Here is a 23,658-nt window from a genome sequence, read left to right as displayed (position 1 = left end):
GGAGGGCGCGGTGCCAGAGGACTGCGGCCGCCTGTGGACGGGAGCGTCAGGAAGCCGTCCTGTGGACGGCCAGGACCGTACTCAGAGCTGGAGCTCGGCCTTCGCGAGCTCCTCGACGTTGACGTCCTTGAAGGTCACGACGCGCACCGACTTCACGAACCGGGCCGACCGGTACACGTCCCACACCCACGCGTCGGCGAGCCGCAGCTCGAAGTACACCTCGCCCGCGGCGGAACGCACCTGGAGGTCCACCTGGTTCGCCAGGTAGAAGCGACGTTCGGTCTCCACCACGTACGAGAACAGGCCCACCACGTCGCGGTACTCGCGGTACAGCGCGAGCTCCATCTCGGTCTCGTAGTTCTCGAGGTCTTCGGCGCTCACGCCTCCATCATGGACCATCGAGCGCTCGGCGCCCGCCTCAGCTCGTGGGCAGCGCGGCGTCCGGGTCGAGCTCGAGGACGTCCACGGGCTCGCCGTACGCGGGGGTGTCGAGACCCTCGTCCCCCCGCTCGGGCAGCCGCCAGGACCGGCGGTGCTGCGGCGTCGGGCCGTGCTCGCGCAGGGCCTCGACGTGCGCCGCCGCGCCGTACCCCTTGTTCTGGTCCCACCCGAAGGCGGGGTACTGCCGCGCGAGGCTGGTCATGAGACCGTCGCGCTCCGTCTTCGCGAGGACGCTCGCCGCGGCGACCGAGGCGCACTGGAGGTCCGCCTTGACCAGCGTGCGCACCCGCGGGTCGACGAGCCGCTCGTCGTCGTGCGGGTCGAGGTCGAACGCCTCGAAGAGGTCCACCGCCGAGGGACGGCTGAGCCAGTCGTGCTTGCCGTCCAGGAGGACGGCGTCGACGTCGCCGACCGTGCGCCGCACCTGGGCGAGCGCCCGGCGGCCCGCGAGGCGCAGCGCACCGACGATGCCGTGCGCGTCGATCTCGGCGGGCCCGGCGTGGCCCACGGCCCAGGCGACGGACCATGCGCGGGCGAGCGGCACGAGGGCCTCCCGCGCGGCCGCGGTGAGGAGCTTGGAGTCGGTGAGACCAGGAGGGCAGGGCTTCGTCTCGAGGTCGACGACCACGACGCCCACCGAGACCGGTCCGGCGAGCGCTCCGCGCCCGACCTCGTCCATGCCGGCGACGAGCCGGGCACCGTCGCGCAGCATCGCGCGCTCCTGCCGGAGGTCCGGGCGGCGCCGCGCAGGGGCACGACGCACGCGCGCCGGGGCGGCGGCGGGCGCCGAGCCCGGCACCGGACCGGCGGGAGGAGCGACCGCGTCCAGCGTCACGGCTCCACCTCGGGCACGTCGGCGAACACGTCGCCGGGGTTGCGCAGCAGGCCCAGGTGGGACAGGGGCCAGACCTTGACGAACGCCGTCCCCACGACGTTGCCCATCGGCACGAACCCGCCCCCGGGCTTGCCCGTGTTGTACCGGGAGTCCGCCGAGTTCTGCCGGTTGTCACCCATGACGAACAGCATGTCCTCCGGCACCGTCCGGTCGAACGGGTCCTGGCTGGGGATCGAGCCCGGCTTGATGTACGTCTCGTCGATCGACACCCCGTTGACGCTCACGCGCCCCTCCGCGTCGCAGCACACCACGTGGTCGCCCGGCGTGCCGATCACCCGCTTGATCAGGTGCTCGCCGGTGTCCTGCGGCAGCAGACCGACGAAGGTCAGCGCCGCGCGCACCGCCTCCGACACCGGGCTCTCGGCCTGCGGCACCGGCGGCGGCAACCACCCGCCCGGGTCCTTGAACACCACGACGTCACCCCGGTGCACGTCGAACGCGCCCGGCACGAGCCGGGACACCATCACCCGGTCGCCCTCGACCAGCGTGTCCTCCATCGACGCGCTCGGGATGAAGAACGCCTGCACCAGGAACGTCTTGATCAGCAGCGACAGCACCAGCGCGCTGACCACGATGATCGCCGTCTCGCGCAGCAGCGACGACTTCCGCGCCGGACGCTCCGTGCGGGACGTGGCGAGGTGCTGCCCGTGCGGGGACTCCTCGTCGTCCCGAGGGCCGAGCGCCTCACGCTCGGTGCCGGCGTCGGGATGCGGGCCGCGGGGCGGGGCGCTGTCGGTCACGCGTTCACCATGCCACCTCGGACCGTGATCCGGGAAACGGGACCGGCCCGCGGACCGCGTGTCGCGGGGAACGACGACGGCGGCCGCCCCGAGGGGACGGCCGCCGTCGTGCGAGCGGAGCGGCAGTACCTGCCGACAGCCGATCAGCGAGCGGGCGCGGTGTCGCGCTTCTCCTTGATCTTCGCCTTCTTGCCGCGCAGCGCGCGGAGGTAGTACAGCTTGGCACGACGCACGTCACCGCGCGTCACGACCTCGACCGAGTCGATGGACGGCGAGTGCACGGGGAACGTGCGCTCGACACCCACGCCGAAGCTGATCTTGCGGACCGTGAACGTCTCGCGGACCCCGCTGCCCTGACGGGCGATGACGACGCCCTGGAACGCCTGGACGCGGGAGCGGTTGCCCTCGACGACCTTGACGTTGACCTTGAGCGTGTCGCCGGGGCGGAACTCCGGGACGTCGCTGCGCAGCGATGCTGCGTCGACGCTGTCCAGCGTGTGCATGGTGCTTCTCCTCGTCCGCCACAGGTCGGACGCGTGCTCGTGGCCCGGGCGCGCCGGGCCGTCGTCGTCTGTCGGTGGGGTGTGCCGTGCTGCGCGCGGACGGTCGACCACCTCGCGGTCGTCGACCCGTCGTGCCAGTCCGCCCGAGGATCCGGGCGCGGGCTCCCCTGTGGCAGAGGTTCCGGGGCGGCACACACCGGTCGACTATTCTGCCACATGCCGGTGACCGGCGGCAGCCGGGCCCGGCGCCCGACCCCAGCGCGCACCGCGGAGGGTCAGGAGGCGTCGTGACCGGCGCGGTCGAGGCGGCCGTCGACGACGGACCACCCGGCCTCGGCGAGGACCTCCAGGTCGTGCCGGTCGAGCGTGTCGACGTCCAGCGCGCGGACCATGTCCGGCCGCCGCACGGCGGTCCGGCGCAGGGCCTGGTCGCGGCGCCAGCGGTGGATGCGCGCGTGGTGGCCCGAGAGCAGCACGTCGGGCACCTCGAGGTCGTCCCAGGCCGGCGGCTTCGTGTACACGGGGTACTCGAGCAGGCCTGCGGCGCCGTGCGACTCCTCGACGAGCGACTCGGGATTGCCGACGACGCCCGGCAGCAGCCTCCCGACCGCCTCGACCATGACGAGCGCGGCGACCTCTCCCCCGTTGAGGACGTAGTCCCCGATCGACAGCTCGCTGACCCGCATCCCGGCCGACCGGTAGTGCTCGGCGACGCGCGCGTCGATCCCCTCGTAGCGCCCGCAGGCGACGACGAGGTGCTCCTCGGTCGCGAGCGCCTCCGCCGTGCGCTGCGTGAAGGTCTCGCCCGACGGCGTCGGCACGACCAGGTGCACGGCGCCCGCCGCGTCCGGCGTGCCGGCCGAGAGGCCCGCCACGTCGTCGATCGCGCGGCCCCATACGTCGGGGCGCATGACCATGCCCGCCCCGCCGCCGAACGGCGTGTCGTCGACGGTGCGGTGCCGGTCCGTCGTCCAGTCCCGCAGGTCGTGGACGCGCAGGTCGAGGATCCCCGCCGTACGCGCCTTGCCCACGAGCGACAGGTCCAGCGCGGCGAGGTAGTCGGGGAAGATCGTAACGACGTCGATGCGCACGGTCAGCCCTCGCCGTCGCGCGGGTCGCCCGGCTCGCTCGCGGCGGAGCGCGACGTCTCGCCGCCGTCCGGGCTCGCTACCTCGAGCCGGTCCGCGTCCGACGCGAGCAGCCCGCCCGGCGGGTCGAGCACGACCCGGCCTCCGGCCACGTCGACGAGCGGGACGATCTGCCGGACGAACGGGACGAGCGTGCGCGCGCCCCCGGTCTCGCGCAGCACGAGGACGTCGTGCGCGGGCAGGTGCTCGAGTCCGTCGATGCGCCCGAGCGTCCGGCCGTCCGGGTCCTCCGCGCGGAGCCCGACGAGCTCGTGCGGGTACCACGCGTCCTCCTCGTCGGACGCGTCGACCTCGACCACGAGCTCGACGCCGCGCAGGGCCTCCGCGGCGGTGCGGTCGCGGACGCCCTCGAAGCCGACGAGCCACCGCCCCTGGTGCACCCGCACGGTCCCGACCGTGAGCGGCCCCGCCGTCGCGGGGCGCGTCTCCAGGCGCTCGCCCACGGCGAGGCGCTCCTCGGGGTCGTCGGTGCGCAGGTCGAGCGCGACCTCGCCACGCAGTCCGTGCGCCTTGCCGACGCGCGCGACGGTCAGCTCCATGGTCGTCACTCCTCCGGTGGTCCTGGTCGGGGTGGTGCCGGTCCGGCACCTGGTCGGGCGGCGGGAACAGGAAGGCCCGGCCCGCCGGTCGGCGAGCCGGGCCTTGCCCGTGGCCCCTCGCGGGGCACGATGTGCGGGCCTCAGCGGCGGTCGACGTCCACGACGTCGACGCGGACCGGCCCGTCGGTCGCGAGCGCGCCGATCACCGTGCGCAGGGCACGGGCGGTGCGTCCGCCACGACCGATCACGCGGCCGAGGTCGTCCGGGTGCACCCGGACCTCGAGCAGGTCACCGCGACGCAGCGTCTTCGCGTTCACCCGGACGTCGTCCGGGTTGTCCACGATGCCGCGCACGAGGTGCTCGAGCGCCTCGGCGATCATCAGGCCTGCTCGTCGGCAGCGGCCTCGTCGGCCGTGTCGGCGGGCTCCTCGGCCGGAGCCTCGGTCTTCTTCTCGGCAGCCTTGGCCTTGACCTTCTCCGCGTCCGCGGCGGCGGCCTCGATCGCGGCGGCCGGGTCGACCTTCTCGCCCTTGACCTTGAGCGTGCCCTCGGCCCCGGGCAGGCCCTTGAACTTCTGCCAGTCGCCCGTGATCTTGAGGAGCGCGAGCACCTGCTCGGTCGGCTGCGCGCCGACGCCGAGCCAGTACTGGGCGCGGTCCGAGGTGATCTCGATGAACGAGGGCTCCTCGGTCGGGTGGTACTTGCCGATCTCCTCGATCACGCGACCGTCACGCTTGGTGCGCGAGTCCGCGACGACGACACGGTAGTACGGCGCACGGATCTTGCCGAGACGCTTCAGACGAATCTTGACGGCCACAGTGGTGGTCTCTCCTGGTTCTGGTTCGGGCGAACCCGGACCCGTCCCGTGGGGACAGGACGAGGAAGGGGTTCAGGACACGGCACGCGCCGGAGAGAGGGGCCGGGGCACGCCGAGTACCGGGACATTGTGCCAGACCGGACCGGCCGGGACCAACCTGCGCGCGGCCCCTCAGCCTGCGTGCGGGGCGACGATCTCGCCGCGGAGCACGATCGCCGTCGGCGCGCGCAGGACGCCGACGTCCTGGCGCGGGTCCTGCGGGTACACGACGAAGTCCGCGGAGGCGCCCTCGACGAGCGACGTGTAGCCGAGGTACTCCCGGCCCTGCCAGCTCGCCGCCGCGACGACCGCCGCGTCGGGGATACCGGCGGCGACGAGCTCGGCGCACTCGTCCGCGAGGCGGCCGTGCCCGATCGTCCCGCCCGCGTCCGTCCCCACGAGGATCTGGATGCCCGCCTCGTACAGCGCCCGGGCCTGCTCGTGCCGTCGCTCGTGGAGCCGTCGCATGCGCGCGGCGAACACCGGGTACTTCTCGTCGGCCTGCCGGGCGATCGCCTCGAACTGGCCGATCTGCAGCAGGGTGGGCGTGACCGCGACCCCACGCTCGGAGATCTCGTACATCAGGTCGGGGTCGATCCCCGTACCGTGCTCGATCCCGTCGACGCCCGCGGCGAGCAGGGACGGGATCACCTCCTCGGAGAAGGCGTGCACGGTGACGCGCGCGGCCTCGGCGTGCGCGGCGGCGACGGCCTCGGCGAGGACGTCGTCGGGCCACAACGGCCGCAGGTCGCCCTCGGCCCCGAGGTCGCGGTCGATCCAGTCGCCCACGATCTTCACCCAGCCGTCGCCCTGGCGCGCCTCGCGCCGCACGGCCTCGGGGAGCTGCGCGACGTCGTCGAGCTCGAGTCCGTAGCCGCGCAGGTAGCGCTTGGGGCGGGCGAGGTGCCGGCCGGCCCGCACGAGCCGCGGCAGGTCGCGCCGCCCGTGGACCCACCGCGTGTCGAGCGGCGAGCCCGCGTCGCGCACGAGGAGGACGCCGCTGTCGCGGTCCGTGACGGCCTGGTCCTGCGCCGTCGCCGCGTCGACCGCGCCCTGGGCACCCAGCCCGACGTGGCAGTGCACGTCGACGAGGCCGGGGAGCACCCAGCCCTCGAGCTCGACCATGTTGGTGCCCTGCGCCGACGGCCGCGTGAGGCTGATCCGCCCGTCCTTGACCCACAGGTCGCCCACCTCGCGGTCGTCGCCGACGATGACGTGGCCGCGGACGTGCAGCGTGGGGCCTTCCAGCGCGGACATGCGGCTCCTGGGTGAGGACGGTCAGGACGGTCGGCCCGGTTCGCGGGCGCGGGGCGGCACCGGGCAGGTGCCACGGACATAACCTAGCGCCCGGGCGCCCCGGGGACGCACCCGGGGCACGGGGCGTGCCGCGGGTACGTCGGCCCGGTCAGCGGCCGAGCAGCTTCTCGAACCCGGGCGGGAGCTGCAGGTCGTCCGACGACGGCTGTGCAGGCTCGGCGGTCCGGCCCACGCCGAACGCCGAGCCGGCCGGTGCCGCCGGACCCGTGGCCTCTCCTGCCGCCCGCGCCGCGGCCGCGCGCTCCTGCGCGGCGCGCTTCGCCGGGTTGCCCGACTTGCCCTTGACCTTGCGCTGCGGCGCCTGGCGTCCGCGAGCCTTCTTGCCGCCCATGCCCGGGAGGTTGCCCATGCCCGGCATCCCCGGCATCCCGCCGCCCCGGCTCATCTGCCGCATCATCTTCTGCGCGCCCGCGAACCGCTCCAGGAGCTGGTTGACGTCGCTCGTCGTCACGCCGGAGCCACGCGCGATGCGTGCGCGGCGCGACCCGTTGATGATCTTCGGGTTGTCGCGCTCCGCGGGGGTCATCGAGCGGATGATCGCCTCGATCCGGTCGACCTCGCGCTCGTCGAAGTTGTCGAGCGCCTCGCGCATCTGGCCCATGCCCGGGAGCATCCCGAGCATCTTCTTCATCGAGCCCATGTTCTTCATCTGCTGCATCTGCACCAGGAAGTCCGCGAGCGTGAAGTCCTGCCCCGTGGCGACCTTCTCCGCCATCTTCGCGGCCTGCTCGGCGTCGAACGCCTTCTCGGCCTGCTCGATGAGCGTGAGGACGTCACCCATGTCGAGGATGCGCGACGCCATGCGGTCCGGGTGGAACGCCTCGAAGTCGGTGAGCTTCTCGCCCGTGGAGGCGAAGAGGATCGGGCGGCCGGTGACCCCGCGGACGGAGAGCGCGGCGCCGCCGCGCGCGTCGCCGTCGAGCTTGGTGAGCACGACGCCCGTGAAGTCGACGCCCTCCTCGAAGGCCTTCGCGGTGGCGACGGCGTCCTGGCCGATCATCGCGTCGATGACGAACAGGACCTCGTCGGGCTGCACGGCGTCACGGATGTCCGAGGCCTGCTGCATGAGGACGGCGTCGAGGCCGAGGCGGCCCGCGGTGTCGACGATGACGACGTCGTGCTGGCGCTGCCGCGCCGTCTCGACGCCCTCGCGCGCGACGGCGACGGGGTCGCCGATGACGTCGTCGACCTCGACCCCGCTCTGGTTGCCCGGGTGCGGGGCGAACACCGGGACCCCGGCGCGCTCGGCGACGACGCTGAGCTGGGTGACCGCGTTCGGCCGCTGGAGGTCCGCGGCGACGAGGAGCGGCGTGTGCCCCTGCTCGCGCAGGTGCAGCGCGAGCTTCCCGGCCAGCGTCGTCTTGCCCGCGCCCTGGAGGCCCGCGAGCATGATGACCGTCGGCGGCGTCTTGGAGAACCGCAGCCCGCGGCTCTCGCCGCCGAGGATGCCGACGAGCTCCTCGTTGACGATCTTCACGACCTGCTGCGCCGGGTTGAGCGCGCCCGAGACCTCGGACGAGAGCGCCCGCTCGCGCACGGTCGCGCTGAACTCGCGCACGACGGGGACCGCCACGTCGGCGTCGAGCAGCGCGCGCCGGATCTCCCGGATCGTCGCGTCGATGTCCGCCTCGGACAGCCGGCCCTTGGAACGCAGGTTCTTGAAGGTCGATGTCAGTCGGTCCGACAGCGTGTTGAACACCGCGTCATCCTCACCAGTCGTCGGAAGTCTCGTCCGCGGCGGCCTCCCGCTGCCGTCGCCCGAGGCCGGGCGCGGGCTGGCAGAGGACGGGCCGTCCGCGAGGGACCAGCCTACCCGGCGGCGTCCGGGTCTCTCGGCACGTCGTTCCGCGCAGCGCCCAGCGCGCGCAGGGTCTCGCCCACCAGGTCGTCGACGAGCCGCGCCCGCCACGCGGTCCACGCGCTCGGCCCGAGGGACGACGCGTCCGCCTCGGTCAGCGCGCGCAGCACCCGGAGGAGGTCCGGCCGGTGGTCGACGGCGTCGGCGAGCTCGGCGACCGTCGCCGGGTCGTCCGGGTCCTCGCTCACCGCGAGCCGCGACAGCGTCAGGTGGTGCCGCACGAGGCGCTCCACGTCGACCACGACGTCGGGCTCGAACCCCATGCGGCCGAGGATCGCGGGGACCAGCCGCGCGCCCTCGACCGAGTGGTCGACGGCGCCCGCGCGCTTGCCGATGTCGTGCAGCACCGCGGACAGCAGGAGCAGCTCCGGTCGCTCGACGTCCTTGCGGTCCCGGGCCGCGCGCGCCACCACCTCCACGAGGTGCCGGTCGACGGTGTGCCGGTGCACGGCGGCGCGCTGCGGACGGTTCCGCACGCCCGCCCACTCGGGGATCCACGTGGTCACCACGCCGGCGAGGTCGAGCGCCTCCCACACGGCGACCTGGGCCTGGCCCGAGCCCAGCAGCGAGAGGAACGCCGCCCGCGCGGCCCGCGGCCACGGCTCGGGCAGCGGCGGGCACTGGGCGAGGCTCGCGACCGAGACCGGCGAGAGCGTGAGACCTGTCCGGGCGGCCGTGGCGGCGGCGCGCAGCGACAGCAGCGGGTCGGACGCGGGGTGGGCGTCCACCGCGAGGACGAGCTCGCCGTCGTGCTCCACGAGCCCGTCGCCGACGGACCGCAGCCGCGGTGCCGCCCGGCGGCCGCGGACGAGGACGGGACGGCGGGCGATCGAGGGGCGCTGAAGGGCTTGGCGGGCGCGGCGGACCGTCGTGTCGAGCGCGTAGGAGACCTCGCGGCCGGCCGCGGCGAGGCTCGCGAGCAGCTCGTCGGGGTCGTCGAACCCGGACAGCGCGGCGACCTCGTCCAGGTCGGCCAGCAGGAGCCGGCTCGTGTGCCGGCCCGTGACGACCTGCAGGGTGTCGCGCACGTCCAGCAGGTGCGCGTGCGCGCGGTCGACCGACCCGTGCGGACGGTCCGTGAGCCACGTCGCGGCCAGGGCGGAGAGCACGACCGCGTCCCGGATCCCGCCGCGCGACTCCTTGAGGTCGGGCTCGATGAGGTAGGCGAGCTCGCCGGACCGCTCGGCACGCTCGCGCGTCGAGGAGAGCAGGTCGGGCAGGCGGCGCCGCGACGCGGAGCGCCAGTCGGTGAGGACCGCGGACGACGCCCGGTGCACGACGAGCGCGTCGCCTGCCACCGCGCGCACGTCGAGCCAGCCCACGGCGGCGGGGACGTCCTTGGACGCCACCTGGCGGCACTGCGAGAGCGAGCGCACCGAGTGGTCGAGGTCGACCCCGGCGTCCCAGAGCGGGTACCACAGGCGCTCGGCGACCCGTGCGACGTCGTCGGCCGTGTGGCTGCGGCCGTCGTGGACGAGGACGAGGTCGAGGTCGCTCGCGGGTCCCATGTCGCCCCGGCCGAGGCTGCCCACCGCGGCGAGCGCGATCCCGTCGGCCGCGACGCCGTCGGTCGCGTCGCGCCACAGGTCCTGGAGGGACGACGTCACGAGGTCGACGACGGCGGCCCGGCGCGCGACCCCGCTGCGGCCTGGTCCGCTCATGGACCGCGCGACGTCGAGCATCCGCGCGCGGAGGTCCCGCACCCCCTCGGGGTGCGGGACCTCCGCGCTCTGCTCGCCCGGCTGCTGCCCGAGGCGCCCCGCCGATCCCCCTGCGACCCCGCCCGTGGTCGGGGTGTCGGCGTGGTCGGTCATCCGATGGTCCGTCGCCTCACAGGGCGCCGGGGCCGTGCTCGCCCGTGCGCACGCGGGCGACGTCGTCCACCGGGACCGTCCAGACCTTGCCGTCGCCGATCTTGCCGGTCTGCGCGGCCTTGACGATCACCTCGGTGACCACGGTCGCGTCGGCGTCGTCGACGAGGACCTCGATGCGGACCTTGGGCACCAGGTCGACCGTGTACTCCGCGCCGCGGTAGACCTCGGTGTGGCCCTTCTGGCGCCCGTAGCCGCTGGCCTCGCTGACCGTCATGCCCCGCACGCCCGCGGCCTCGAGCGCCGACTTCACGTCGTCGAGCCGGTGCGGCTGGATGATTCCCGTGACGAGCTTCATGCCCGCACCTCCTTGATGACGCTGCCCTGCTGGATGGACTCGTACGCCGTCTCGCCGTGGACCGCGAGGTCGATGCCGCCGACCTCGGCGTCCTCGCTGACCCGCCAGCCCATCGTGACCTTGAGGATCAGACCGATGACGAGCGTGGTGGCCGCCGAGAACACGATGGCGACGAGGGCGATGAGGACCTGGACGACGAGCTGCTGCGCGCCGCCGCCGAAGAACAGGCCCGTGTCGGTGGCGAGGAAGCCGATCGCGACGGTACCCCAGAGGCCGGAGACCAGGTGGACGCCGACGACGTCGAGGGAGTCGTCGTAGCCGAACCGGTACTTGAGGCCCACCGCGAGGGCGGAGAGCGCGCCGGCGACGAGGCCCAGGACGATCGACGTGACGGGGTTGAGGGCCCCGGCGGCCGGGGTGATCGCGACGAGGCCCGCCACGACGCCGGAGGCCGCACCGAGCGACGTCGCGTGGCCGTCGCGGATCTTCTCCGTGAGGAGCCACCCGATGATGCCCGCCGCGGTGGCGCTCGTCGTGTTGACCCAGGCGAGGCCCGCGGTCTCGTTCGCCCCGAAGGCCGAGCCCGCGTTGAACCCGAACCAGCCGAACCACAGGAGGGCCGCGCCGAGCATGACGAACGGCAGGTTGTGCGGGCGCATCGGCTCCTTGCCGAAGCCCTTGCGCTTGCCGATGAGGATCGCGAGCACGAGGGCCGCGACACCGGCGTTGATGTGGACGACGGTGCCGCCCGCGAAGTCGATCGGCGCGACCGTGGCGGCGCCGTCGGTCACCCCGAAGATCCTCGCCGCGAGGCCGTTCTCGTTGCCCGAGAGGAAGCCACCGCCCCAGACCATGTGGGCGAGCGGGAAGTACGTCACGGTGACCCAGATCGCCGTGAAGGTGAGCCAGGTGCCGAACTTCACGCGGTCGGCCAGCGCACCCGAGATGAGCGCGACCGTGATGATCGCGAACGTCACCTGGAACGCGATGTCCACCACGTTCGGGTAGTTGCCGAGCGTGCTCGCCACGGCGCTGCCGTCGGCGTCCGTGATCGCGCCCGAGAGGCCGAACTGCGCGAACGGGCTGGCGACGAGGCCACCCGTCCCGGCCTCGCCGTAGGACATCGACCAGCCCCACAGCACGTAGACGACGCCCACGACGGCCATCGCGCCGAACGACATCATCATCATGTTCAGCACGGACTTGGCGCGGACCATGCCGCCGTAGAAGAACGCCAGTCCGGGCGTCATCAGGAGCACGAGGGATGCTGAGGTCAGCATCCACGCGGTTGCCCCGGTGTCCCACTCCATCGGATCATCTCCCCTCGCCAGCCGGGCGGCCGGTCGGGGACTACGGTGGTGCGGGCGGGTTTCCCCCGCGGTGTCACCGTGTTACGCGGGTGTGACAAGCCTCGCTCGGACGTAAACGTTCCGTTTCACCCCCGTGCGGGTGGGGCGCGGCGTCCGGATCGCGACACGCTCGTGATCACGGCGTGACACGATCGTGACCCGCGGCGAGCGGCCCGTCAGTCGCCGAGGAGGCCGTCGACGAACTGCTCCGGGTCGAACGGGGCGAGGTCGTCGGGACCCTCCCCCAGCCCGACGAGCTTCACGGGAACGCCCAGCTCGCGCTGCACCGCGACGACGATGCCCCCTCGTGCCGTCCCGTCGAGCTTCGTCAGGACGATGCCCGTCACGCCGGCGACCTCGCCGAACACGCGCGCCTGGTTGAGGCCGTTCTGCCCCGTCGTCGCGTCGAGGACGAGGAGGACCTCGGAGAGCGGCGCCTCCTTGGTGATGACGCGCCGGATCTTGCCCAGCTCGTCCATCAGGCCCTGCTTGTTCTGGAGCCGCCCGGCGGTGTCGACGAGCACGACGTCCACGCCCTCGGTGCGGCCGCGGCGCACGGCGTCGAACGCCACCGCGGCGGGGTCGGCGCCGTCGCGGTCCGACCGCACGGTCGGCACGCCCACGCGCGAGCCCCACGTCTCGAGCTGGTCCGCCGCCGCGGCGCGGAACGTGTCCGCCGCGCCGAGCACGACGCTGCGGTCCTCCGCGACGAGCACGCGCGCCAGCTTGCCCACGGTGGTCGTCTTGCCGGTGCCGTTGACGCCGACGACGAGCACGACCGCCGGGACCGCGGAGCCGTCCTCCCCCGTCGTGGGCGACGTCGCGAGCGAGCGGTCGAGCGACGGGTCGACGAGGGCGACGAGCTCGGTGCGCAGCAGGTCCCGCACGCTCGCGGCGTCGCGGACGCCGAGCACGCGGACCTTGGTGCGCAGCGCGTCGATGAGCTCCCCCGCCGGCCCGGCGCCGACGTCCGCGAGCAGGAGGGTCTCCTCGAGCTCGTCCCAGTCGTCCTCCGAGAGGTGGTCGCGCGACAGCACCGAGAGCAGGCGGGCGCCCAGGGGGGAGCCGGAGCGGGCGAGCCGCTCGCGCAGCCGGACGAGCCGGCCGCCGACGGGCTCCGGTCGCTCGATCGCGGGAGCGGTCGCGGCTGCCGCCGGCTCCTCGACCTCGGGCGGGGCCTCGACCGACACGGTCCCGGGCGGAGCCGTGCCGGTGTCGGGTGTCGTCGGAGGCGCGGCGGGCGCAGCGGGCGGCGGCTCGACGACGTCGCGGCGAGCGCGCCGGCGGACCGTCACGGTCCCGACGGTGGCGAGGGCGACGAGGAGGACGACGCCGAGGACGATCCAGAGCGGGAGGAGGTCGTTCACCCCGGAAGTCTCTCAGACGAGGGCCGAGGTCACGCGGTGGTGACGCGGCGGCTACGCCTGCGGAGGACGCTCCCCCGTGTGCAGCGGCCGCACGCGCTCGCGGGCGCGGTGCAGGACGTCGGTCAGCTCCTCCGCGTCGACGTACGCGTTGGACGTCACCTCGGTCGCGGTGAAGAAGTCGTCGATGCTCGTGTCGACCGGCCGGGGCATGCGCACGGTCCCGACGTGGTGCGCGTCGAGGCTCCCGCGCCGACGCCGCCGACGCAGCCCCGACCGGAAGTCGCGCCAGAACGCGCGCATCCCCTCGTCTCCGGACCGGTCCCCCTGCGCGCCCGACGACTGGGCCTCGGAGCGCGCGACGACGCTCGCGAACAGGAACACGACGGCGGCGACGCCGAGCGTGAGCCCCAGCCACACGAACATCCAGACCATGAGGTCCAGTATCCGGGTCGAGGCACGTGCCGCGAGCGGTGCCACGCCGTGCCGTCCGATCAGCACCACATCTTCACAAGGCGCGGAATTCCAACGATTTCGAGGCATCGACGCAGGTCGGCAGGGTGCTCGCGCACCGGGTGAGTCCCCTCACACCGGGACGTCCTCGCGTGCCTCGTTCATCCGCTGGCTGATGACGGTCGTCACACCGTCGCCGCGCATCGTCACCCCGTAGAGCGCGTCGGCGATCTCCATCGTGCGCTTCTGGTGGGTGATGACGATGAGCTGCGAGTCCTCCTGGAGCTCCCGGAAGATCTCCAGGAGACGGCCCAGGTTGACGTCGTCCAGCGCTGCCTCTACCTCGTCCATGACGTAGAACGGCGAGGGGCGTGCCTTGAAGATCGCCACGAGCAGCGCGACCGCCGTGAGCGAGCGCTCGCCGCCGGACAGCAGCGAGAGCCGCTTGACCTTCTTCCCCGCCGGTCGCGCCTCGACCTCGATCCCGGTCGTGAGCATGTCGTCCGGGTCCGTGAGCACGAGCCGCCCCTCGCCGCCGGGGAACATGCGCGCGAACACCCGCTCGAACTGCTCGGCGGTGTCGCGGTACGCGTCCGCGAACACCCGCTCGACCCGCTCGTCGATCTCCTTGACGATCTCCAGGAGGTCGGCGCGCGACTTCTTGAGGTCGGCGAGCTGGTCCGCGAGGAACTTGTGCCGCTCCTCGAGCGCCGCGAACTCCTCGAGCGCGAGCGGGTTCACCTTGCCGAGGCGGCCCAGGTCGCGCTCGGCGGCGCGCAGCCGCTTCTCCTGGGTCGCGCGGTCGTAGGGCACCGTGCGCGGCGCGTCGTCGTCGGACGCGACCGGGACCTCACGGTGCGGCCCGAGCTCCTCGACGAGGACGGCGGGGTCGAGGCCGAGCTCGTCGACGCTGCGCGCCTGGAGCTGCTCGATCCGCAGCTGCTGCTGCGCCCGCGCGACCTCGTCGCGGTGCGCGACGTCGGTCAGCTCCCGGAGCCGGGAGGCGAGGTCGTCGACCTCGCGCCGGGCCGCCGTCACCGCGGCGTCACGCTCGGCGCGCGCGGCCTCGGCGGCCTCGCGCTCGGCCCCTGCACGCGCGAGCGAGCGGTCGACCGCGCCCAGGGCACGCACGGCGCCGTCGCGCACCGCCGAGGCGCGCTCGGCCTGCCGCACCCGCGCGGCCTCCCGCCGCGCCGCCCGGTCGCGCGCCTCGCGCTCCGTCGCGGCGGCCCGGGCCAGCGACTGCGCGCGGCCGGCCACGGCCCGCGCGCGCTCCTCGCTCGTCCGCAGCGCGAGGCGCGCCTCGGTCTCCGTGGTGCGCGCCGCCGAGGCGAGGGCCAGGAGGCGGTCGCGCTCCGCCGACGCCTCGGCGACGGCCTCCTCCGACTGCTCCGGCGCCGCCTCCGCCGCGTCGAGCCGATCCACGAGACCCGCGAGCGCCTCGCGCGCGTCGTCGACGCCCTGCGACGCGCGCGCGAGCGAGGCGCGGACCCGCTCGGCCTCCGCGGCCGCCGAGCGTGCCGTCGCCCCCAGGTGCCCGAGCTGCTCCGCGACCGCGGCGAGCTGCGCGTCCGACTCGTTGAGCCGGTCGAGCGTGTCCTCGTAGCGCGCCCGCGCCTCCTGCGCGGCCTCGCGCGCGCCCGCGAGGGCGAACCGGGCGCGCTCGGCGCGGCCGGTCGCGTCGGCGTGCGCGGTGCGAGCCTCGTCGAGCGCCGACTGCAGGTGCAGCACGCTCGGCGCCGACGCCGACCCGCCCCACGCGCGCGTCGTCGCCAGGAGGTCGCCCCCGCGCGTCACGACCGCGACGCCGGGGTGCCGGGCCACCAGGGCGCGTGCCTGCGCGAGGTCGTCGACGACGGCGACGCCCGTGAGCAGGGCGCGCACGGCGTGACCCACGCCCCCGCCCGCCGTCACGACGTCGACGGCCCAGCGCGCGCCGTCCGGCAGGGCGGCCGCGTCGCGCCCGCTCCCCTGCGCCGCGTCGACCGCGACGACGAGCCCGGCCCGGCCGGCGTCCTCGGTGCGCAGGTAGCGCAGCGCGTCGACGGCGGCGTCGACCGACTCGACGGCGACGGCGTCCGCGGCCGGCCCCAGCGCCGCGGCGACCGCGTCCTCGTACCCGGCCTCGACGCCCAGCAGCGCCGCGAGCGACCCCACCACGCCGACGCCGTCGGCGGCGAGCAGGGCACCGGCGCCGTCCTTGCGGTCGAGGCTCAGCTCGAGCGCCTCGATCCGCGCGCTCCACGTGGCGCGCTCCTGATCTGCGGCAGAGGCCTCGTCCTCCAGCTCCCGCACGACGGTCGTCGTCCGCTCGACCTCGTCGGCCGCGGCCTCGTGCTCGGCGTCGAGACCTTCCTCGCCCTCCTCGGCCCCGACCACCTGGGTCTCCAGCACCGCGAAGTCGGTGCGCGCCTGGGTGCCCCGGAGCTCGGCCTCCGCCAGCGACTCGCGGAGCCGCCCGATCTCCGCCTCCGCGGCCTCGACCCGGGTGCGTTGCGCGGCGACCTGGCCCGCGAGACGCGCGAGGCCCTCCCGGCGGTCGGCGGCACCGCGGAGCAGGGTCGCGACCGCGCGCTCGGCCTCGCCCGCCGACCGCTCGACGTCCTCACGGTCCGCGACGGCCGCCGCGAGCGCGTCCCGTGCGCGCGCGACCTCGGCCTCGAGCTCGGCCTCGGTCGCGCGCACCCGCTCCGCCTGGGCCTCGAGCTCGTCGGGGTCCTGGCCGCGCTGGGCAGGCTCCGGGCGACCGAGCAGACGGACCCGCTCCTCCGCGAGCGTCTGCGTGCCGCGCAGGCGCTCGCGCAGGGACGAGAGCCGGAACCACACGTCGGTCGCGGCACCGAGCGCGGGCGCAGCCTCGGCCGCCTCGCGCTCGAGCCGGCCGAGCCCGTCGCGCGCCGTGGCGAGCGCGCGCTCGACGTCCGCCTGCTGGGCGCGCAGCGCCGCCTCGTCGGCGATCTCCTGCTCCAGGGTGGCGGTGAGCTGGGCGAGGTCGTCCGCGAGCAGGCGAGCCTTCGCGTCGCGCAGGTCGGCCTGGATCGTCGCGGCCTTGCGGGCGATCTCGGCCTGGCGGCCCAGCGGGCCGAGCTGGCGACGGATCTCGGTCGTGAGGTCGGCGAGCCGGGTGAGGTTGGCCTGCATCGCGTCGAGCTTGCGGAGCGCCTTCTCCTTGCGCTTGCGGTGCTTGAGGACGCCGGCGGCCTCCTCGACGAAGCCGCGCCGGTCCTCGGGCGTCGCGCGCAGGACGGCGTCGAGCTGTCCCTGCCCGACGATCACGTGCATCTCCCGGCCGAGGCCGGAGTCCGAGAGGAGGTCCTGGATGTCGAGCAGGCGGCACGCGGAGCCGTTGATCGCGTACTCGGAGCCGCCGCTGCGGAACAGCGTGCGGGAGATCGTCACCTCGGTGTAGTCGATCGGCAGCGCGCCGTCGGTGTTGTCGATCGTCAGGGAGACCTCGGCACGGCCGAGCGGCGGGCGCCCCGCCGTGCCGGCGAAGATGACGTCCTCCATCTTGCCGCCGCGCAGGGTCTTGGCGCCCTGCTCCCCCATGACCCACGCGAGCGCGTCCACGACGTTGGACTTGCCCGAGCCGTTCGGCCCGACGACGCACGTGACCCCGGGCTCGAAGCTCAGCGTCGTCGCGGACGCGAACGACTTGAAGCCGCGCAGCGTCAGGGTCTTGAGGTGCACGGACCCGAGCCTAGTGGCGGCCCCCGACGAACCCGCGGATCTGCGCCCCGCGCGGCCGGGCGCCGTCGCCGGGGGTGCCCGGACGCGAGACGCCCCGCCCCGGCCGGTGCGGCCGAGACGGGGCGCGGTGCTGCGTGCCGGTGCGTCAGCCGAGCTCGGGGAACCAGAGCGCGATCTCGCGCGCGGCGGACTCGGGCGAGTCGGAACCGTGGACGAGGTTCTGCTGGACCTTGAGGCCCCAGTCGCGGCCGAGGTCGCCGCGGATGGTGCCGGGGAGCGCCTCGGTCGGGTTCGTCGCGCCCGCGAGGGAGCGGAAGCCGGGGATGACGCCCTGACCCTCGGCGACGACCGCGAGCACCTTGCCCGACAGCATGAAGTCGACGAGCGGCTGGTAGAACGGCTTGCCCTCGTGCTCGGCGTAGTGCGCCGCGAGCAGCTCGGGCGTCGCGTCGAGCAGACGCACGGCGGCGAGCGTGTAGCCCTTGGCCTCGACCCGGCGCAGGACCTCGCCGGACAGGCCGCGGCGGACGCCGTCGGGCTTGACGAGGATGAGGGTGCGCTCGATGGTCTCGGTCAGTGCAGGTGCGACGTCGGTCATGGTCGCCGAGCCTACCGGCCGCACCGGCGTGCGGGACGCCGTGACCACCCGCGCGAGGGCGCGGGCGCGCCTCGCCTCAGTCGGCGTTGGGAGCGGTCTCGGGGTGCTCGGCGTCGTACGCCGCGCGCTCGCGGTCGATGCGCCCGCCGAGCCGGATCGAGACGACCCACAGCACGACGAAGAGGCCGCCGACGACGAACATCATGGGCACCACGAGCCCGAAGGCCAGGACCGGCACCTGGACGACCGACCCGGCGACGTAGCCGCCCGGCGTGCCGACCATGCGGGAGAGGACCACGAGCACGACGGCGAGGACGCCGCCCACGAGCCAGATCGACGTCGCGCTCGGCAGCTCGAGCGGCCCCCGCGAGTAGGGCACGTCGCGCAGCCCGTAGGCGACGAGCGTGGCGAACACCACGAGGAAGGCCTCGAGCAGCAGCGTGGTCGACGCGAACTGGACCTTCGCGGGCTTCTTCGGCTTGATGCAGTCGCCCGGGGACGGGCGCACCGGGCCCGCCGCGCGGCCGTGGCGGGACGGCTGCGCGGCGGGCTGCGACGGCGAGGTGCTCACCCGGTCAGGATACCGGCGCGCCGTCGCGCTCCCGGCCCTCCGGCCGGTCGTCGCCGGTGCCGGGACCGCCGCCCGCGGTCACGACGACCACGTCGTCCTCCGTGCCGTCCGCGCCCTGCGCCGGGGCGTCCTCGACGAGGTCGCCGTGGTCCGCGACGGCCTCGCCGCGCGCGACCATCCCGGCGACGTCGGAGAGCTTGACCTCGCGCAGGAAGAGCGCGAGGACGAACCCGACGAGCACGAGCGGGACGAGGTACCAGAAGGCGGGGGCGAGCGCGTCGGTGAACGCGTCGACGACGCCGGTGTGGATCGGCTCGGGGAGCTGCTGCACCATCTCGGGCGTGAGCGACGACCCCTCGGCCCCGGCGGGCGCGGAGCCGGCGGGCAGCCCCGCGAAGACGCCCTCGAGGTTGTCGGCGAGGCGCGACGTGAAGATGGTGCTGAACAGCGCCGTGCCGACGGCCGCGCCGATCTCGCGGAAGAAGTTGTTCGCGCTCGTCGCCGTCCCGATCTCGTGCGGGTCGACCGAGTTCTGCACCGCGAGGACGATCGTCTGCATGACGAGGCCCATGCCGGCGCCCATGACCAAGATCATCGCGCCGAAGAGCCACATCGACATGTCGCCCGTGATGCGCGTGAGCCACACCATGCCGGCAGCGGTGATCGCGAGGCCCAGCACCGGGTAGATCTTGTAGCGGCCGGTCTTCGTGATCGCGATACCCGACCCGATCGCCGTGAGCATGACGCCGACCATCATCGGGAGCATGAGGAACCCGGACTCGGTGACCCCCGCGCCGGTGGACATCTGGAGGAACGTCGGCAGGAAGGCGAGCGCCGAGAACATGCCCATGCCGAGCACGAGGCCGATGAGGGTCGCGATCGTGAACGTCCGGTTCTTGAACAGGTGCAGCGGGAGCAGCGGCTCCTCGGCGCGGTTCTCCACCACGACGAACGCGGCGACCGAGACGACCACGGCGGCCACGAGGCCGAGGAGCCACGGGTCGGACCAGTCGTAGCCGCGCGAGCTGGTCAGCGACTCCCAGCTCGTGACGAGCACGATGCCGGACGTGGCCACGACGAGGAAGAAGATGCCGGCGACGTCGATCTTGCGGCCGGAGCGGTGCGACGGGAGCTTGAGCGCGACCCACGCGACGACGAACGCCGCGACGCCGATCGGGACGTTGATCCAGAACGCCCAGCGCCAGCCCGGGCCCTCGGTGAACCAGCCGCCGAGGAGCGGGCCGATCACGGCCGCGATGCCGAACAGTGCGCCCATCGGGCCCATGTACTTGCCGCGGTCCTTGGCGGGCACGATGTCGGCGATGATCGCCTGCGACAGGATCATCAGGCCGCCGCCGCCGAGGCCCTGCACGCCGCGCCAGGCGACGAGCTCGGGGAACGACTGCGCGAAGCCCGCGCCCGCCGACGCGATCGTGAAGAGCCCGATCGCGACGAGGAACGGCCACCGACGACCCCAGAGGTCGCCGAACTTGCCGTAGAGAGGCATGACGATCGCGATCGCCAGGATGTAGGCCGTGATGACCCAGCCCTGGTGCTCGACGCCGTGGAGCTCGCCGACGATCGTCGGCATCGCGGTACCGACGATCGACTGGTCGAGGGAGGACAGGAACATCGACGCCATGAGCGCGCCGAAGATCACCCACACGGTGCGCGGGGTGAGCACGACGAGAGGCTTGCCGCCGTCGACGGGCGGTGCAGCGGTGGAGGAGGCCATGAGGATCCGGTTCGGTCAGGACGGGCGGGGGCGCGCCGACGGGCGCGGCCCGTCGTCGGGTGGTGGGGAGGGTGGAGCGGGGCGACCGGCGGCTAGCGGGCCGCGGGATCGGGGGCGCGCGAGTCCTGGAGCAGCGCCCGGAGCTGCCCGACGACGGTCGGCAGGTGGTCGACCGGCTCGCCCTCGCGGTCGTGCTGCTGCCACTCGAGCGTGCTGGCGCGCAGCAGGCTCATGACCACGAGGGCCAGGAGCTCGGGGTCGGGGACGAAGGGCCGCACGGCGCGGCGTGCGAGGAACATGTCGACGAGCTCGGCGCGGTGTCCCTCGACCCAGGCGACGTGCCGGGTGACGAGGTGCGGCTCGCGCTGGACGAGCTCGAGCGTGCGCGCCATGCGCTCGGGCGTGACGACCTGCTGCGCGAGCACGTCGGCCACGACGACCTCGAGGTCGTCGAGCAGCGCTCCCGTGGGACCGCCCCCGACGAAGACTGCGACGATCTCGGGTCGCACGGCGAGGTCCTCGAGGCCGAGCACGGCGTCGTCCTTCGACGGGAAGTAGTTGAAGAACGTGCGCGGCGAGACCCCGACCTCGGCGCAGATGTCCTCGACGGTCACCGCGTCGAAGCCGCGCTCCAGCACGAGCGTCTGCGCCGCCTCGACGAGCGCCTCGCGCCGGGCGCGCTTCTTGCGCTCGCGCAGGCCGCCGGGAGACGGCGCCAGACATGCCGCGGCCCGCTCGGCCAACGAGGGGCGAGCGGGCACGTCGGGGAGAGTGGTGGGCACGAGGACCATTCTTGCATCCTGTGCAATTTTGCATCAACTGCAATTGCGCGTGATCGCCGTCACACGGGCGTCGGTCAGACCTCGCCGAACCCGCCCTCCACGGCCGCCACGACCGCGGCGACCGCGTCGGCGGCCTGGGTCCCCTCCCCCGTCACGGTGAGCTCCTGGCCGCCGGTCGCGCCGAGCTTCATCAGCTCGAGCACGCTCGCCCCGTTGACGCCGTCGATCGCGACGCTCGCGTCGAAGCCCGCGACGAGGCGGGCCAGCACCGCCGCGGGACGCGCGTGGAGCCCGAGCGGGTTGCGCAGCGTGACGACGGCGCGCGCGCCCCCGTCCGTGGAGGCTGCGGCCTCGGCGGCGGGCTCGTCGTCCTCGGGCCCTCCGGCCGTGACCGCGAACGTCCCGCCCGCGTGCTCCGCGGACGCGAGCACCTCGGAGACGTCGCCGCCGCCGTGGGCGGTCACCGCCGCCGCGACGGCGCCCTCGACGAACGGGGCGTCGGCGAGCCGGACCTTGCCGTCGTACCCGTCCTCCATGTCGAGGACGGACTCGACCGTCATGACGGCCGAGCCGAGGTCGGCGAGCACGACCACGCCGTCCGCGACGCCGAGCGCCTCCTCGACCGCGGTCGACACCCGGTCGTAGCTCGTGCCGAGCCCGCCGTCGTCGGTCCCGCCCGCGGCGAGCAGGAGCACGCCGGGCGCCATCTGCGCGGAGAGCTCGACCGCACCCTGCGCGAGCCGCTGCGAGTGCGAGACGAGGACCAGCGCCACGCGCGCCCGCGCCCCGACCGGCGCGGCAGCGCCGCTCACGCGGTCGCCGCGTCGCGCGCGGCCTCGAGGAGGATCGCGGTCGAGGTCGCCCCCGGGTCCTGGTGCCCGGCGCTGCGCTCCCCGAGATAGCTCGCGCGGCCCTTGGTCGCGACGAGCGGGATCGTCGCCTCGGCGCCCGCGCGCGCAGCCTGCGCCGCCGCGGCGAGCACGTCGGCGGTCGACGCCCCGGCGTCGGCGGCCGCCTCGGCGGCGTCGACCGCGGGCTGCCACGCGTCCACCATCGTCTTCTCGCCGACCTGGGCCTTCCCGCGTGCGGTGATGCCCTCCAGCGCGCCCTCCAGGAGCGCGACGACGCCGTGCGCGTCGAGCTCGGCGAGGCCCGTCACCTTCGCGGCACGCAGGTAGGCGGTGCCGTAGAGCGGCCCCGAGGCCCCGCCGACGGACGACATGAGCGTCGTGGCCACGAGCTTGAGCACGTCGCCGATCTGGCCCGGCGGCTGCTCCCCCGCGGCCGCCCCGTCGAGCTTGACCGCCACCGCACGGAACCCTCTGTCGAGGTTCTCGCCGTGGTCGCCGTCACCGATCTGGCGGTCCAGCTCGGTCAGCTCGTCCCGTGCCGCCGCGATGCGCTCCGCGCTCAGCCGCGTCCACCGGTCCGCCCAGGCCACGTCCAGCGTCATGCCCCACCTCTCCTCGCCGTCGAGCCGGCGGTCCGCCGGCTCTCGGAGACTGCACGAAAGGGCACCGCCTCACCAGCGCAGCGCAGCCGTGTGGACGGGAGCGTCCCACAGGGCGGTGAGCTCGTCGTCCAGGCGCAGCACGGTGACCGACGCACCCTGCATCTCCAGCGACGTGACGTAGTTGCCGACGAGCGAGCGCGTCACCCGTACGCCGCGCCCCTCGAGCAGCCTCCTCGCCTGACGATAGACGACGTACAGCTCGGACAGCGGCGTACCGCCCATTCCGTTAACGAACAGCAACACGTCCTCGCCGTCGGCGAGGCCCAGGTCGTCCGCCACCGGGTCGACGAGCCGCTGCGTGATCTCGTCGGCCGACGCGAGCGGGATGCGGTGGCGTCCGGGCTCGCCGTGGATGCCGATCCCGATCTCGACCTCGTCGTCGCCCAGGTCGAAGCTCGGCTTGCCGACGTGCGGGACCGTGCAGGCGGTGAGCGCGACGCCCATCGAGCGCACGTTCGCGACGACGCGACCCGCGATCTCCGTCACCGCACCGAGGTCGTCGCCGCGCTCGGCCGCGGCGCCCGCGATCTTCTCGACCGCGACCGTGCCCGCGACGCCGCGGCGGCCGGCGGTGTAGAGCGAGTCCTCGACCGCGACGTCGTCGTTGACGAGGATGCTCGTGACCTGCGTGCCCTCCGCCTCGACGAGCTCGACCGCCGTCTCGAAGTTCAGGACGTCGCCCGTGTAGTTCTTGACGATCGCGAGGACGCCCGCGCCCGAGTCGGCGCCGAGGATCGCCGGGACGATCTGGTCCGGCGTCGGCGAGGTGAAGACCGCGCCGGGGACCGCGGCGTCGAGCATGCCGAGGCCGACGAAGCCCGCGTGCAGCGGCTCGTGCCCCGAGCCGCCGCCCGACACCAGTCCGACCTTCCCGGGGACAGGGCCCCCGGCACGCGACACGTAGGGCGGCGCGACGTGCACCTCGACGAGGTCCGCGTGCGCCTGGCCGAAGCCCTCGAGGGACTCCGTCACGGCGTCCTGGGGATCGTTGAGCAGCTTCTTCACCGGTCATCCCTCCATCGGTCCGTGCGCCCGGGGACCCGGACGCCGACGCCCCCGCCCGGCGTGCCCGCCGCCGTCGTCGCCTCCATCAAACACCCGGGCGCACGGGGCCGCGCGAGATCCCCGGGCACGCGG

23 protein-coding genes are annotated in these 23,658 nt (G+C 74.2%); all 23 read right to left on the bottom strand.

What is annotated here, in order from left to right:
- Positions 1 to 81: 81 nt before the first annotated feature.
- The 23 genes from A0J59_RS07030 to dhaK all read right to left on the bottom strand — a co-directional run bounded on the left by A0J59_RS07030 (position 82) and on the right by dhaK (position 23,526).
- Positions 82 to 381, bottom strand: a complete 300-nt coding sequence (locus A0J59_RS07030) for a DUF2469 domain-containing protein (RefSeq protein ID WP_024840525.1) — start codon at positions 379 to 381, stop codon at positions 82 to 84.
- Positions 382 to 418: 37 nt separating this feature from the next.
- Positions 419 to 1,276, bottom strand: coding sequence for a ribonuclease HII (locus A0J59_RS07025; RefSeq protein WP_369799756.1), 858 nt, complete (start codon positions 1,274 to 1,276; stop codon positions 419 to 421).
- Positions 1,273 to 2,076, bottom strand: a complete 804-nt coding sequence (gene lepB, locus A0J59_RS07020) for a signal peptidase I (RefSeq protein ID WP_255365054.1) — start codon at positions 2,074 to 2,076, stop codon at positions 1,273 to 1,275. Before lepB ends, A0J59_RS07025 begins: the two co-directional genes overlap by 4 nt.
- Positions 2,077 to 2,219: 143 nt before the next feature.
- Complete coding sequence (gene rplS / locus A0J59_RS07015) at positions 2,220 to 2,579, bottom strand: 50S ribosomal protein L19 (RefSeq protein WP_047232651.1); 360 nt, start codon at positions 2,577 to 2,579, stop codon at positions 2,220 to 2,222.
- A 275-nt stretch (positions 2,580 to 2,854) separates the two neighbouring features.
- On the bottom strand, positions 2,855 to 3,670 hold the full coding sequence (gene trmD, locus A0J59_RS07010) for a tRNA (guanosine(37)-N1)-methyltransferase TrmD (protein ID WP_047232650.1): 816 nt from the start codon (positions 3,668 to 3,670) through the stop codon (positions 2,855 to 2,857).
- A 2-nt stretch (positions 3,671 to 3,672) separates the two neighbouring features.
- Positions 3,673 to 4,266, bottom strand: coding sequence for a ribosome maturation factor RimM (rimM, locus tag A0J59_RS07005; protein WP_047232649.1), 594 nt, complete (start codon positions 4,264 to 4,266; stop codon positions 3,673 to 3,675).
- Between the two features lie 140 nt (positions 4,267 to 4,406).
- Positions 4,407 to 4,646, bottom strand: a complete 240-nt coding sequence (locus A0J59_RS07000; RefSeq protein WP_024840519.1) for an RNA-binding protein — start codon at positions 4,644 to 4,646, stop codon at positions 4,407 to 4,409.
- Positions 4,646 to 5,083, bottom strand: a complete 438-nt coding sequence (rpsP, locus tag A0J59_RS06995) for a 30S ribosomal protein S16 (RefSeq protein ID WP_047232648.1) — start codon at positions 5,081 to 5,083, stop codon at positions 4,646 to 4,648. The genes A0J59_RS07000 and rpsP overlap by 1 nt, the downstream gene beginning before the upstream one ends.
- A 171-nt stretch (positions 5,084 to 5,254) precedes the next feature.
- The gene (locus tag A0J59_RS06990; protein WP_053371604.1) at positions 5,255 to 6,379 is read right to left on the bottom strand and encodes an amidohydrolase family protein; all 1,125 of its coding nucleotides are present in this window, start codon (positions 6,377 to 6,379) and stop codon (positions 5,255 to 5,257) included.
- A gap of 148 nt (positions 6,380 to 6,527) precedes the next feature.
- Complete coding sequence (gene ffh / locus A0J59_RS06985) at positions 6,528 to 8,138, bottom strand: signal recognition particle protein (RefSeq protein ID WP_047232646.1); 1,611 nt, start codon at positions 8,136 to 8,138, stop codon at positions 6,528 to 6,530.
- A 110-nt stretch (positions 8,139 to 8,248) separates the two neighbouring features.
- Positions 8,249 to 10,111, bottom strand: coding sequence for a [protein-PII] uridylyltransferase (locus tag A0J59_RS06980; RefSeq protein ID WP_082141164.1), 1,863 nt, complete (start codon positions 10,109 to 10,111; stop codon positions 8,249 to 8,251).
- Between the two features lie 16 nt (positions 10,112 to 10,127).
- Entirely contained in the window at positions 10,128 to 10,466 is a 339-nt protein-coding gene (locus A0J59_RS06975) for a P-II family nitrogen regulator (protein ID WP_047232645.1), read from the bottom strand.
- Positions 10,463 to 11,776, bottom strand: coding sequence for an ammonium transporter (locus tag A0J59_RS06970; protein WP_047232644.1), 1,314 nt, complete (start codon positions 11,774 to 11,776; stop codon positions 10,463 to 10,465). The genes A0J59_RS06975 and A0J59_RS06970 overlap by 4 nt, the downstream gene beginning before the upstream one ends.
- A gap of 215 nt (positions 11,777 to 11,991) precedes the next feature.
- A complete protein-coding gene (gene ftsY / locus A0J59_RS06965; RefSeq protein ID WP_047232643.1) occupies positions 11,992 to 13,182 on the bottom strand; it encodes a signal recognition particle-docking protein FtsY in 1,191 nt (396 codons plus the stop codon).
- Between the two features lie 51 nt (positions 13,183 to 13,233).
- On the bottom strand, positions 13,234 to 13,614 hold the full coding sequence (locus A0J59_RS06960; protein WP_053371602.1) for a hypothetical protein: 381 nt from the start codon (positions 13,612 to 13,614) through the stop codon (positions 13,234 to 13,236).
- 150 nt (positions 13,615 to 13,764) lie between these two features.
- Complete coding sequence (smc, locus tag A0J59_RS06955) at positions 13,765 to 17,322, bottom strand: chromosome segregation protein SMC (RefSeq protein WP_172820032.1); 3,558 nt, start codon at positions 17,320 to 17,322, stop codon at positions 13,765 to 13,767.
- Between the two features lie 145 nt (positions 17,323 to 17,467).
- Positions 17,468 to 17,920, bottom strand: a complete 453-nt coding sequence (gene ndk, locus A0J59_RS06950) for a nucleoside-diphosphate kinase (protein WP_047232694.1) — start codon at positions 17,918 to 17,920, stop codon at positions 17,468 to 17,470.
- Positions 17,921 to 17,996: 76 nt separating this feature from the next.
- Positions 17,997 to 18,491, bottom strand: coding sequence for a DUF4233 domain-containing protein (locus tag A0J59_RS06945; RefSeq protein ID WP_369799755.1), 495 nt, complete (start codon positions 18,489 to 18,491; stop codon positions 17,997 to 17,999).
- 4 nt (positions 18,492 to 18,495) lie between these two features.
- Positions 18,496 to 20,226: an MDR family MFS transporter gene (locus A0J59_RS06940; RefSeq protein ID WP_064315667.1), complete on the bottom strand. Its 1,731-nt coding sequence runs from the start codon at positions 20,224 to 20,226 to the stop codon at positions 18,496 to 18,498.
- 92 nt (positions 20,227 to 20,318) lie between these two features.
- Entirely contained in the window at positions 20,319 to 21,008 is a 690-nt protein-coding gene (locus A0J59_RS06935) for a TetR/AcrR family transcriptional regulator (protein WP_231581788.1), read from the bottom strand.
- A 74-nt stretch (positions 21,009 to 21,082) separates the two neighbouring features.
- The gene (dhaM, locus tag A0J59_RS06930) at positions 21,083 to 21,820 is read right to left on the bottom strand and encodes a dihydroxyacetone kinase phosphoryl donor subunit DhaM (protein ID WP_064315666.1); all 738 of its coding nucleotides are present in this window, start codon (positions 21,818 to 21,820) and stop codon (positions 21,083 to 21,085) included.
- Positions 21,817 to 22,461, bottom strand: a complete 645-nt coding sequence (gene dhaL / locus A0J59_RS06925; protein WP_047232639.1) for a dihydroxyacetone kinase subunit DhaL — start codon at positions 22,459 to 22,461, stop codon at positions 21,817 to 21,819. Before dhaL ends, dhaM begins: the two co-directional genes overlap by 4 nt.
- A 69-nt stretch (positions 22,462 to 22,530) precedes the next feature.
- On the bottom strand, positions 22,531 to 23,526 hold the full coding sequence (dhaK, locus tag A0J59_RS06920) for a dihydroxyacetone kinase subunit DhaK (protein WP_047232638.1): 996 nt from the start codon (positions 23,524 to 23,526) through the stop codon (positions 22,531 to 22,533).
- Positions 23,527 to 23,658 lie beyond the last annotated feature (132 nt).

Origin of the sequence: Cellulosimicrobium sp. I38E (assembly GCF_001647255.1) — a bacterium.
Classification (GTDB): Bacteria; Actinomycetota; Actinomycetes; order Actinomycetales; family Cellulomonadaceae; genus Cellulosimicrobium; species Cellulosimicrobium cellulans_E.
The sequence above is the reverse complement of the archived record's forward strand: the minus strand, read 5'-3'. Positions and strand labels throughout refer to the sequence as shown.

What these genes read in the sequence shown, in the direction of transcription:
- rplS (WP_047232651.1), bottom strand. Translation starts at nt 2,579, where the DNA reads ATGCACACGCTGGACAGCGTCGACGCAGCATCGCTGCGCAGCGACGTC.
- rimM (WP_047232649.1), bottom strand. Translation starts at nt 4,266, where the DNA reads ATGGAGCTGACCGTCGCGCGCGTCGGCAAGGCGCACGGACTGCGTGGC.
- A0J59_RS07000 (WP_024840519.1), bottom strand. Translation starts at nt 4,646, where the DNA reads ATGATCGCCGAGGCGCTCGAGCACCTCGTGCGCGGCATCGTGGACAAC.
- A0J59_RS06990 (WP_053371604.1), bottom strand. Translation starts at nt 6,379, where the DNA reads ATGTCCGCGCTGGAAGGCCCCACGCTGCACGTCCGCGGCCACGTCATC.
- A0J59_RS06980 (WP_082141164.1), bottom strand. Translation starts at nt 10,111, where the DNA reads ATGACCGACCACGCCGACACCCCGACCACGGGCGGGGTCGCAGGGGGA.
- A0J59_RS06975 (WP_047232645.1), bottom strand. Translation starts at nt 10,466, where the DNA reads ATGAAGCTCGTCACGGGAATCATCCAGCCGCACCGGCTCGACGACGTG.
- A0J59_RS06970 (WP_047232644.1), bottom strand. Translation starts at nt 11,776, where the DNA reads ATGGAGTGGGACACCGGGGCAACCGCGTGGATGCTGACCTCAGCATCC.
- A0J59_RS06960 (WP_053371602.1), bottom strand. Translation starts at nt 13,614, where the DNA reads ATGGTCTGGATGTTCGTGTGGCTGGGGCTCACGCTCGGCGTCGCCGCC.
- ndk (WP_047232694.1), bottom strand. Translation starts at nt 17,920, where the DNA reads ATGACCGACGTCGCACCTGCACTGACCGAGACCATCGAGCGCACCCTC.
- A0J59_RS06940 (WP_064315667.1), bottom strand. Translation starts at nt 20,226, where the DNA reads ATGGCCTCCTCCACCGCTGCACCGCCCGTCGACGGCGGCAAGCCTCTC.
- dhaL (WP_047232639.1), bottom strand. Translation starts at nt 22,461, where the DNA reads ATGACGCTGGACGTGGCCTGGGCGGACCGGTGGACGCGGCTGAGCGCG.